Below are 10,472 nucleotides of genomic sequence, written 5' to 3'. Positions count from 1 at the left end.
GCGGCGCCCGTCGTGGGTGCGGAAGCCGGTGCGCTGCACGCCCGTTGTGGCGGGGTCGACGAGGAACAGGCCGGTGCCGCCGTCGGGCAGAGCGGCGGTGACGATCAGCCGATCCGCGCTGTCACCGTGCGGTACCGGATGTTTGCGGCCGGTCAGCCGCCACGTCCCGCCCTGTTCGGCGGCGCGGGTGCCGACCTGGGTGCTCGGCCTGCGCACGCCCGGTTCACTGTGGGCGAAGACCGGCCGTAGTGTGCCTTCGGCGATCTGTGGCAGCAGTTCCTTGCGCTGGGCGGCCGATGCGGCACGGGAGATGATCATGGCGGGCAGCAGTGCGGCGTCGAGGACCGGTTCGGGTGCCAGTGCCCGGCCGAGTTCCTCCATGACCAGCATCGTCTCGATCGGTCCGGCGTCGAGGCCGCCGTCCTCGGCGGAGATCGTCAGCCCGAGCAGCCCGATCTCGGCGAAGGTGGACCATACCTGCGGGTCCCAGCCGAGTGCACCGTCGATGATCTCGCGGCGGCGTTCGGGGGTGTAGTGGCGGGTGAGCACACTGCGCACGGTCTCGCGCAGCATGTCCTGTTCGGTGGTGAGTTCGAAATCCATGGCGGTGTCTCACAATCCGAGGATCGTCGAAGCGATGATGCTGCGCTGCACCTCGTTGGATCCTCCGTAGATCGATGTTTTGCGGTAGTTCAGGTAGGTGGCGGTGCTGCGGCGCGCCCAGTCGGGGGCGTCGGTTTCGCGGGGCAGGGATTCCGGTCCGGCGATGTCGACGAGCAGTTCGGTGACGGCCTGCTGCAGTTCGGTGCCGCGCAGTTTCAGGATCGACGACACCGGGTTCGGGGTGCCGTCGGCCGAGCCTGCCGCGACCCGCAGCTGCACCAGTTCCAGTGCGAGCAGTTCGTTTTCGAGTTCGGCGATGCGGCCGGCGAACATCGGGTCGTCGAGCAGGGTGCCCGCGTCCAGGCGGGTCTGCTTGGCGTATTCCTTGGCCAGCCACAGCCGGACCTTGGTCTGGCCGACGGCGGCGATGCCGGTGCGTTCGTTGCCGAGCAGGAATTTCGCGTAGGTCCAGCCCTGGTTCTCCTGGCCGACGAGCTGGTCGGCGGGGACGCGCACGTTCTCGAGGAACACCTCGTTGACTTCGAAGCCGCCGTCGATGAGTTCGATCGGGCGCACGGTGACGCCGGGGGAGTCCATCGGGAACAGCAGCATCGAGATGCCTGCTTGTTTCTTGGGTGCGTTCGGGTCGGTGCGGGCCAGGCAGAACATCCAGTCCGCGCTCTGGGCGGCGGTGGTCCAGGTCTTCTGCCCGTTGATCACGTAGTCGTCGCCGTCGCGGACGGCGACGGTGCGCAGTGAGGCCAGGTCCGAGCCGGCGTCGGGTTCGGAGAAGCCCTGGCACCACCAGATGTCGAGGTTCGCTGTGGCCGGGAGGAAGCGTGCTTTGAGTTCTTCGGAGCCGAACTGGGCGATGACCGGGCCGATCATGTTGGCGTTGAAGGTCAGCGGTTCGGGTACCGAGGCGAGCTGCATCTCGTCGTGCCACAGATGGTGCTGGACCGGGGTCCAGTCGCGGCCGCCCCAGGCGATCGGCCAGTGCGGGACCGCGAGGCCGTGGGCGTTGAGGATGCGCTGGGTGGTGACGAAGTCGTCTTTGGAGAGTTCGGACATGTGCCGGGCGCGGTTGCGGATGTCGGCGGGGATCTCGCGCCGGAAGAAGGCACGCAGCTCGTCGCGGAAGGCGAGCTCGTCCTCGGTGAGTGCCAGTTGCATGGTTGAGTATGTTACACAGACACTCAAATGTTTCAAATGGAGCCGGGGCGCCTATGCTGAGTGGGTGACGCGCACAGAAGGGACCACCAGAGCACCCGGCCGACCGGCCGCGGCCAGCCGCGACGACGTCCTCGAAGCGACGATCGAGGTCTTCTTGAGCGGGCAACGCGTCGACGTCAACGCCGTCGCCGCCCAGCTCGGGCTCGGACGGACCAGCATCTACCGCTGGTTCGGCTCCCGCGACGGCCTGCTCGGCGCCGCCATCGCCCGCCAGCTCGAGCGCATGATCGCTCACGCCGAACGCCGCTGCACCGCCACCGGCGGCGCCCGCCTCGACGAGATCCTCGACCGCACCATCGGCTGGCTCGTCGAAACCGACTCCCTGCGCAGCTACTTCGACAACGAGTCCACCGCAGCCCTGCGCACCATCACCCGCAGCGACGGCCCCGTCCACCAGGCCGCGGTCGCACTCGTCGAACAACTCATCGCCCGCGCCGAAGAACAGGGCTACCAGCCGCCCATCGAACGCGACACCCTCGCCTACGCGCTGGTGCGGCTGTGGGAGGCGTTCCTCTACAACGACGCCGTCGCCGGTTTCCGCGGTGACGTGGACCGGCTGCGCCTGGTCCAGACCGCGCTGCTGCGCACCTGAACCGAACTATCCCGCGGGAAACACCTGCCGGAAGATCTCCTCGGCATGACTGCTCGGCTCCGGTGCGCCGGGCACGAGCCGGAAGGTGCGCCGGCCGTCGGGCAGCCGACCCGCGCGCAGGAACAGATCACCGGGACGGTCGTCGTCATGGCGGCGACGGGCGAATTCGAACAGATGGGTGACCAGCACGAGCTGCACACCGGTGTCGACGAGCGCCGCCACGAGTGGGCCCAGGATGAGGGCGGCGTCGTGTTCACTGGTCGAGGCGAACGACTCGTTGGACAGCAGCAGTGCCCCCGGACCGATGCGGTCGACGATCGCGCGCATCCGGACCAGTTCGTCGACGAGTTTGCCGTAGGTCATGGTGCGGTCTTCGTCGGTGACGAAATGGGTGAAGATCCCGGTGCGGACCGGGGCCCGGAAGCTCTCGGCGACCACGAACATGCCCGCCTGCATCATCACCTGGGCCGCGCCGGCACTGCGCAGGAACGTCGACTTGCCACCGTTGTTGGCGCCGGTGACCACCAGCAGCTCGCGCCCGGTCGCGTCGAGATCGTTGCCGACGACCTCCCCGCCGCCGGTCAGACACAGCGTGACATCACGCAAACCCGCACACCGCAGACCCGCTTCGCCGGCGGGGGCCACGCTCGGCAGGCAGGTCGGGATCCCGGCCTCGGTCAAACGGTCACGCAGGTTCAGGCAGCCGATGTAGAAGGCGAGTTCGGTGCGCAACCGTTCGAAGAAGCTGTGGATGTGGTCGGCCGCGTAACCGACGACCTCGGCCACCTCGGCCAATGCCCGATTGCGCAGCTGCACAATCGGATTCAGTGTCGGATTGGACCTGGCCTCGGGATCCTCGATCGGCTGGAAAGTCTGCGCGGCACGCCGGTCGAACCCGAAACGGGTCCGGCGCGGCGGCAACGGGTCGTGCAGGACGATATCGGCGATCTTGTTGCCGATCCCGAGACCGGCGCCCAGATGGATACCGTCATCGAAATGCAGTGCGGTCAAGTGTTGTTCGACCGCGTCGAGGTAGTCGTCGTCGAAATGGTCGGTCACCGTGGCGACCAGGGCCCGCAGGCCGGGGGAGGTGAAGTCGCCGGCGTGGTGGCGGCACTGCGCCCGCAGCCGGCGCAAACAATTCAGGAGCTCACCGAACGGTGGCAGCGACAGCACCAGTTTGCCGCCCGCCCGGCGGCCTTCACCGAGCGGCCAGCGCCGGATCCGGGTCGGCTCGACCGCGATCCGGTAGAGCTCACGGACCGCATCCGGATGCGTGGTGCAGTCACTCAGCACGGCCTGCCGGTAGGCGATGACCTCCGGATCGGTGATCGTGGCGGGCACCGTCGCGCGGACCACCTGCGTGATCAGCGGATCGTCGGCGGCCATCGCGGTGAACAGTGACTCCAGACCCAGATCGGTGACCACACGCTCACCGTTGACCGCGATCGCGGGAACCCGGTCGGGCGGGTACAGCAGATTCACTCGCATACGGTCGTCCTCGCGGTCACGAGATCGTAGGTGAGGCCGTAGCGTTGCGCCAGCACCACCGCGTGCGCCTGGCCGTCGGCTGCGCGGCGCACGATCCGGAAGGTGCGCCGCGCCGGATCCGCGGGGTCGGTCGCCGCGACCATGCTGACCGTTTCCGGTCGCGCGGCAGCGAGTTCGTCGAAGAAGGTCACCCACACCGCCACCGAACCCGCGGCGATGATCCGGTCCAGGACCTGCCCGCCGATCCGGACACCGTCGAGGGTGCTCGTCGAACTGAAGCTCTCGTTGAGGATCAGCACACTGTCGGCGGTGGCGTTGTCGAGTGTCTCGCGGACTCGTCCGAGTTCGGCCAGCAGCCGCCCGTCGGCGTCGCCTGCCTGCTCGGCGCGTTCGAAATGCGTGGTCAGCCGGTCGGGCAAGGCCAGGCGCGCCGACCGCGCCGGCACCGGGCAACCCAGCGCCGCCAGATAGTACAGCTGGCCGAGCATGCGGGCGAAAGTGGTTTTACCGCCCTGATTGGGGCCGGTGACCACCAGTACCCGTTCCGGGCCCGAGAGCTCGAAGTCGTTGCACACCAACGGTTCGGCCCGGCCGGGCTTGGCGGCCAGCGCGATATCGAAGGCGTCTTCGGTGCCGATGTCGCCGGGTGCGTCGAGGATCCGCGGCAGTGACAGCGGCTCGGTCAGGGTGGCGGCGAAATCGAGGTAGCGCAGATAGAAATGGATCTCCCGGTCGAACGTCGCGACCGCCGGATCGACGAACCGGGGGTATCGGTCGGCGAAGGCCGCGAGCTGCCCGAACGCCTGCGGTGCCAGCGCCGCGACCCGGTCGAGGATCTGCTCTTCCATCTGGTTCATGTCCGGCCACTCCGGCTGGCTGGGCGGCGGTGGCGGCGGGCCTGCGCCGAAGCGTGCCAGCAGTTCGGTGATCGTGGTGGTGTAGTCGGAGGTGTCGTCGTCGGGCCCGACCGCGAGAGTGCCGGTGTCGAGAATGCGGACGCTGTAGCGGACCGCGGCCAGTGCCTGCCGCACCGCGTGCACGTCGTCGGCGAGCGCGGTGACCTCGGGACCCGCTACCGCGTCGAGGACCGCCGTACGCCACAGCCGCAGCGCCCGCGAGGTCAGCGGCAGCGACGGCAACACCTGAGCCGTCGCGGTGAGCGCGGCCAGATAGTCGGCGGCCGCGTCCAGATGCCAGCGCTGCCGCTGGCGCGGATGCGGCAAGCGGGCCGCGCCGTCGCTGCGCCGCCGCACCCGCCGCAGACCGGCCGCGAAATCATCGAACACCGCCCGGATCTCGTCGACGGCCAGATCCGCGAAGACTTCCTGGCGGTAGCGCACGGTGTCACGGTCGCGCACCGGCCGCCGCAACAGTGCCGCGAGCCCGAATTCGTCCGGGGACCCGACAATCGCGGCGATCACCTGATCGAGCCGCAGATCCGCCACGGTCGCCGCGTCGACGACCACCTCGGCCACCGTCGACGGCTCCCGCGGCCAGAGCACACTCTCGGCGAACATCGGCGCCCCCCTCGCTCCACGGTGTCCGTGCCTCGGTTGTCCGCCACCGGAGGTTAGGGAGCAGTGCGCCGATCGTCAAGGCGCGACACCCGGAAGAACCCGATCGAGCCGCACCGCGATGACGATCGCTGCGGGGCGAGGCGCACCAAGGTGACAGTGTTGGCCGGAGTCGCACCGGCAGCACGGAAAAATCGTCGTCCACGGCCGCAGAATCCGCGCCCGGGTCCGCGCACCATTTCTCTCGCACCACTCGAAGGCGAGAGGAAATTCCTTGTCCAGCAATAAAGTTCAATGGCTCGGTATCGTCGCGGCGATGGCTGTGTCGCTCGGGGTCGCGGCCGGTCCCGCCCAGGCCGCCGACAATCCCTACCAGAGGGGACCCGACCCGACCGAAGCGAGCGTGAGCGCCGAGAAGGGTTCCTTCGCGATCGCGCAGGCCGAAGCGCCCGCCCGGGCCAGCAACAAGTTCAACAAGGGTACCGTCTACTACCCGACGGCCACCGACCAGGGCACGTTCGGCGCGGTCGCGGTGGCGCCCGGCTTCACCAATCCCGAATCCATCATCAGTTGGCTGGGCCCACGCCTGGCCTCGCAGGGTTTCGTCGTCCTCACCCTGGAAACCGACACCGTGCTCGATCTGCCCGAATCCCGTGGTGATCAACTGCTCGGCGCGCTGGACTGGCTGACCACCCAGAGCCAGTACAAAGACCGCATCGATCCGACCCGGACCGCGGTGGTCGGGTTCTCCATGGGCGGAGGCGGCGCGCTGCGCGCCGCCGAGGACCGGCCCGCACTGAAGGCTGCCGTCGGACTCGCGCCCTGGGAGCCGTATTCGTCCTGGCAGAAGGTGACCACACCGACGTTGCTGATCGGCGCCGCCGACGATGTCATCGCCCCGACCGGAGCGCATGCCGAGCCCTTCTACGACCACCTGACCAGCGCCAGGGACAAGGCGTATCTGGAGTACAACAGCGGCAACCACTTCAAGCCGGTGGAGGCCAATGCGACCAACACGAAGTTCACCCTGTCCTGGCTGAAGCGTTTCGTCGACAACGACGTCCGCTATGACCAGTTCCTGTGCCCGGGCCCGTCGCGGTCGGCGCAGTTCCAGGAGTACCGCAACACCTGCCCGCTGGGCTGAGCTGGTGACCGGGGAGGGCGCCACCCCTCCCCGGTCCCGCCCATATAGTCAGTAAGTTGATTAGTATCAGCTGCTAGTCTGGGCTGATGGCACTGCGGAATGCGATCCTGGCGACCCTGCTCGACGGCGAGGCCTCCGGCTACGACCTCGCCAAGGGCTTCGACGCCTCGATCGCCAATTTCTGGATCGCCACCCCGCAACAGCTCTACCGGGAGCTCGAGCGAATGGCCACCGACGGGCTCATCCAGACCCGGGTCGTGCAGCAGGAACGCCGGCCCAACAAGCGCATGCACTCGATCACCGACGCCGGGCAGGCCGCGTTGCGCGCCTTCGTCGAAGGCGACTACAAGCCGCCGGCGATCCGCGACGAGTTGATGGTCAAGGTGCAGAGCGTGCAGGCCGCCGACGCACCGGCCGTGCGGACCGCGGTCGCCGAGAAACGGGAACGGTCGACCGCCAAACTCGCCCGCTACGAACGCCTCCGGACCCGGTTGCTGGCCGGGCGCACCGAACAGGCCTACCTCGAGGAAGCCGAACGCGTCGGCCCCTACCTGACCTTGATGCGCGGTATCTCCTTCGAGCAGGAGAACATCCGCTGGACCGAATTCGTGCTCGCGGTCATCGACCGCCGCATCGCCGCCCAGGAGTGAGTGGATCAGGCGCGTAGCAGCGTGGTCTGCACGATTTGCAACCGTTCGACATCACCGCGGAAACCGGCGACGGCGTCGTTGTAGAGGAAGGCCTCCCACAGGCGCACCACGGCGTAGGCCAGGGTAGCGCGGTCGATCGGCGGGGTGTAGCCGTGCTCTTCGGCGCGTTCGATGAGGTCTTCGACGGTCGCCACCGCGGTCTGGTGCACTCGCCCGTCGCTGCGGGTGATCAGGCGCAGGGCCGCGGTCGACTCGTTGTCGAAATAGGTTCGTAGCGCGTCGTTCTGGACGAGCAGGTGGATCGTGCGGTTCATGATCTCGGTGAGCCGGGCACTGCCGGTGGCGCTGCTGTGCCGGTCGGCGTAGGCGACGGTGCGTTCGAGCTGGCGGGCGATGGCGGCGCCGAGCAGGCCCTCGCGCGAGCCGTACCACCGGTAGATGCTGGCGCGGCCCACGCCGAGCTGGGCGGCGATGGCGTTGACGTCGAGGCGTTTGCCGTCCAGGAACATGCCGATGGCCGTCTGTAGGACGTCCTCCGGGCTGGCCGAGGCCGGCCGGCCGGGTGTTCTGGCTCCCTCTGCGCGTGTCACCCGGAAAGCATAGGCGGCGACATCATCATTTGAGACACAGAGTGTTCTATGTATCATATTGCTCATGATGCGCATCCGCGGAGCAGTGCTCGAGGAGACCGGCCGAGCACGTCCCTATCTCGACTCGCGGCCGATCACGGTGTCCGAACTCGACCTCGACGATCCCGGACCCACCGAGGTGCTCGTCGCCGTGCGCGCGGCCGGGGTCTGCCACTCGGATCTGAGCGTGGTCGACGGCAACCGGCCACGACCGCTGCCCATGCTGCTCGGCCACGAAGCGGCCGGAACGGTGCTGGCCGTCGGCGCTTGCGTCACCGATGTCGCTGTCGGGCAACAGGTCGTGATGACCTTCCTGCCGCGCTGCGGCGCCTGCGCGGCCTGCGCGCCCGGCCGCGACGGCAGGCTGCCGTGTCCGGAAGGCACCCGCGCCAATACCGCCGGTGAACTGCTCAACCATCCGGGACACCTGATGCGCGAGGGTGTTCGCGTCCGCCACCATCTCGGTGTCTCCGGTTTCGCCACCCACGCCGTGGTCGACCGTGCCTCCCTGGTCGTCGTCGGTGACGACGTCCCCCCGGAGGTGGCGGCCCTGTTCGGCTGCGCGGTCCTCACCGGCGGCGGCGCGGTACTGAACGTGGCCCGGCCACAGCCCGGTGACAGCCTGATGGTGGTCGGGCTCGGCGGGGTCGGTATGGCCGCGCTGCTGGTGGCCGCGGCGATCGGCGTCGAACGCATCGTCGCGGTCGATCCCGTGCCCGACAAGCTCGCGACCGCGCTGTCGCTGGGCGCCGCCGAAGCTCTCACCCCGGAGCAGGTCCTCGCCACCGGGACCCGCTGCCGCTACGTCATCGAATGCGCGGGACATCCCACGGCACTGGAAACCGCCTACGCCGCAACAGCTCCCGGTGGCACCACCGTCACCGTCGGTCTGCCCGCACCCGAGTCGACCGTCACCCTGCCCGCGCTGAGCCTGACCGCCGAGGCCCGCACCCTCGTCGGCAGCTATCTGGGCTCGGCGGTCCCCGCCCGCGACATTCCCCGCTATGAGCGCCTGTGGCGCGACGGCAGACTCCCGGTCGAGCGGCTCATCTCCGCGCGGATCGGCCTCGAGGACATCAACGACGCCATGGACGCACTCGCCGACGGCACCGCCATCCGCCAGATCATCGTCATCGACCAGCACGATCAGGAGAACCCATGACCCCCATCGGCCAGTTCATCGGCGGCGAATGGCGCACCGGCGACACCGAGTTGCCGGTCCGCAACCCGGCCACCGGCGCGGTGATCGCCACCGTGGCCGACGGTGGCCCCGACATCGCCACGGCCGCTCTCGACGCCGCCGTGACGGCCGCGCACAGCTGGGCCGCCACCGATCCACGCACTCGCGCCGACATCCTCATGACGGCCTTTCGGCTCCTGCACGAACGCGCGCCGCAGATCGCGCGGACGCTGACCCTGGAGATGGGCAAGCCCTACGCCGAGGCACTCGGGGAGGTGAACTACGGCGCCGAGTTCCTGCGCTGGTTCGCCGAACAGGCCACCCACCCCCGCGGCGAATACTTCCGCGCACCCATCGGCGGCCAACGCATCGTGGTCACCGAGCAGCCCGTCGGACCGGTCCTGGCCATCACCCCGTGGAACTTCCCCCTCGCCATGGTGACCCGCAAAGTGGCACCCGCACTGGCCGCTGGCTGCACCGTCGTCCTCAAACCCGCCTCCCAGACTCCGCTCACCGCACTGGCATTGATGCAGGTTTTCCAGGACGCGGGTCTGCCCGCCGGGGTCGTCAACTGCGTCACCACCACCGATTCCGCCGCGGTCGCCACGACCCTGCTCGCCGACGAACGGCTGCGCAAACTCACCTTCACCGGGTCCACCGGAGTCGGGCGGCGCCTGCTCGCCCAGGCCTCGCAGCGAGTCCTGCGCACCTCCATGGAACTGGGCGGCAACGCGCCGTTCGTGGTGCTGGCCTCGGCCGACCTGGACAAGGCCGTGGCCGGGGCGCTGGCGGCCAAGATGCGCAACGGCGGTCAGGCCTGCGTGGCCGCCAACCGGTTCCTCGTGCACGAATCGCTGGCCGCCGAGTTCACCGAACGGCTGGTCGCGGCGATGTCGGCGCTGCGGATCGGTGACGGGATGGACCCGGCGACCGAGGTCGGCCCGCTCATCGACTCGGCCGCCGTCGATCAGATGCACTGGCTCGTCGAAGACGCCGTCGCGCGCGGTGCGCGCATCCATTCCGCCGCCGAACTCCCCGAGGGCCGAGGCTGTTTCGTGCGTCCGGTGGTCCTCACCGAGGTCGATCCCGCGGCCCAGGTCTGGCGCGAGGAGATCTTCGGCCCGATCGCCCCGATCCGGACCTTCACCGATCTCGACGAGGCACTCGCCCTCGCCGAGGACACCGAATCCGGTTTGGCCGCCTACGTCTTCGGCGAGAATCTCGGTGAGACCGTGACCTTCGCCGAGAACCTGCAGGTGGGCATGGTCGGGGTCAACACCGGCATCCTCTCCGACCCGGCCGCACCCTTCGGCGGGGTGAAGTCCTCGGGGCTGGGCCGTGAGGGCGGCAGCACCGGACTCGACGAATACCGGGAATCGAAATACCTGGCACTGCGCCTGTCCTGACGGGAATCGGCGGCTACCGGCGAGAAGGCC

The 10,472-nt window shown here is 68.9% G+C and carries 10 protein-coding genes; 5 read left to right on the top strand and 5 right to left on the bottom strand.

Annotation, left to right across the window (positions count from 1 at the left end; all coding sequences use genetic code 11):
• Positions 1 to 603, bottom strand: a 603-nt coding sequence (locus ACWEMY_RS28525) for an acyl-CoA dehydrogenase family protein (RefSeq protein WP_452392510.1), incomplete at its 3' end; no start/stop codon positions are given.
• Positions 604 to 612: 9 nt separating this feature from the next.
• Positions 613 to 1,776, bottom strand: a complete 1,164-nt coding sequence (locus tag ACWEMY_RS28520) for an acyl-CoA dehydrogenase family protein (RefSeq protein WP_452392509.1) — start codon at positions 1,774 to 1,776, stop codon at positions 613 to 615.
• Positions 1,777 to 1,840: 64 nt separating this feature from the next.
• On the opposite strand from ACWEMY_RS28520, the gene ACWEMY_RS28515 reads away from it, so the two are divergent.
• Positions 1,841 to 2,428, top strand: a complete 588-nt coding sequence (locus ACWEMY_RS28515) for a QsdR family transcriptional regulator (protein ID WP_452392508.1) — start codon at positions 1,841 to 1,843, stop codon at positions 2,426 to 2,428.
• 6 nt (positions 2,429 to 2,434) lie between these two features.
• Here the strand turns inward: ACWEMY_RS28515 and ACWEMY_RS28510 are convergent, their stop codons facing one another.
• Both ACWEMY_RS28510 and ACWEMY_RS28505 read right to left on the bottom strand, forming a co-directional pair.
• Positions 2,435 to 3,919: a MutS-related protein gene (locus ACWEMY_RS28510; RefSeq protein ID WP_452392507.1), complete on the bottom strand. Its 1,485-nt coding sequence runs from the start codon at positions 3,917 to 3,919 to the stop codon at positions 2,435 to 2,437.
• Complete coding sequence (locus ACWEMY_RS28505; RefSeq protein ID WP_452392506.1) at positions 3,910 to 5,436, bottom strand: MutS-related protein; 1,527 nt, start codon at positions 5,434 to 5,436, stop codon at positions 3,910 to 3,912. The genes ACWEMY_RS28510 and ACWEMY_RS28505 overlap by 10 nt, the downstream gene beginning before the upstream one ends.
• A gap of 313 nt (positions 5,437 to 5,749) precedes the next feature.
• On the opposite strand from ACWEMY_RS28505, the gene ACWEMY_RS28500 reads away from it, so the two are divergent.
• Both ACWEMY_RS28500 and ACWEMY_RS28495 read left to right on the top strand, forming a co-directional pair.
• Positions 5,750 to 6,577 carry a dienelactone hydrolase family protein gene (locus ACWEMY_RS28500; RefSeq protein WP_452392505.1) on the top strand — a complete coding sequence of 276 codons (828 nt, stop codon included), beginning with the start codon at positions 5,750 to 5,752 and terminating at the stop codon, positions 6,575 to 6,577.
• Positions 6,578 to 6,663: 86 nt separating this feature from the next.
• Positions 6,664 to 7,227: a PadR family transcriptional regulator gene (locus ACWEMY_RS28495; RefSeq protein ID WP_452392504.1), complete on the top strand. Its 564-nt coding sequence runs from the start codon at positions 6,664 to 6,666 to the stop codon at positions 7,225 to 7,227.
• A 5-nt stretch (positions 7,228 to 7,232) separates the two neighbouring features.
• Here ACWEMY_RS28495 and ACWEMY_RS28490 read toward each other — a convergent pair whose 3' ends face one another.
• On the bottom strand, positions 7,233 to 7,817 hold the full coding sequence (locus tag ACWEMY_RS28490) for a QsdR family transcriptional regulator (RefSeq protein WP_452392503.1): 585 nt from the start codon (positions 7,815 to 7,817) through the stop codon (positions 7,233 to 7,235).
• A gap of 67 nt (positions 7,818 to 7,884) precedes the next feature.
• On the opposite strand from ACWEMY_RS28490, the gene ACWEMY_RS28485 reads away from it, so the two are divergent.
• Positions 7,885 to 9,018, top strand: coding sequence for a zinc-binding dehydrogenase (locus ACWEMY_RS28485; protein ID WP_452392511.1), 1,134 nt, complete (start codon positions 7,885 to 7,887; stop codon positions 9,016 to 9,018).
• Entirely contained in the window at positions 9,015 to 10,442 is a 1,428-nt protein-coding gene (locus ACWEMY_RS28480; protein WP_452392502.1) for an NAD-dependent succinate-semialdehyde dehydrogenase, read from the top strand. The genes ACWEMY_RS28485 and ACWEMY_RS28480 overlap by 4 nt, the downstream gene beginning before the upstream one ends.
• The last annotated feature ends 30 nt before the right edge of the window (positions 10,443 to 10,472 follow it).

This window comes from Nocardia sp. NPDC004415, assembly GCF_053602435.1.
This window is presented reverse-complemented; position numbering and strand designations above follow the sequence as displayed.

Coding starts and splice junctions, on each gene's coding strand:
- ACWEMY_RS28500 (WP_452392505.1), top strand. CDS start 5,750: ATGGCTGTGTCGCTCGGGGTCGCGGCCGGTCCCGCCCAGGCCGCCGAC.
- ACWEMY_RS28480 (WP_452392502.1), top strand. CDS start 9,015: ATGACCCCCATCGGCCAGTTCATCGGCGGCGAATGGCGCACCGGCGAC.
- ACWEMY_RS28495 (WP_452392504.1), top strand. CDS start 6,664: ATGGCACTGCGGAATGCGATCCTGGCGACCCTGCTCGACGGCGAGGCC.
- ACWEMY_RS28520 (WP_452392509.1), bottom strand. CDS start 1,776: ATGCAACTGGCACTCACCGAGGACGAGCTCGCCTTCCGCGACGAGCTG.
- ACWEMY_RS28485 (WP_452392511.1), top strand. CDS start 7,885: ATGCGCATCCGCGGAGCAGTGCTCGAGGAGACCGGCCGAGCACGTCCC.
- ACWEMY_RS28510 (WP_452392507.1), bottom strand. CDS start 3,919: ATGCGAGTGAATCTGCTGTACCCGCCCGACCGGGTTCCCGCGATCGCG.
- ACWEMY_RS28505 (WP_452392506.1), bottom strand. CDS start 5,436: ATGTTCGCCGAGAGTGTGCTCTGGCCGCGGGAGCCGTCGACGGTGGCC.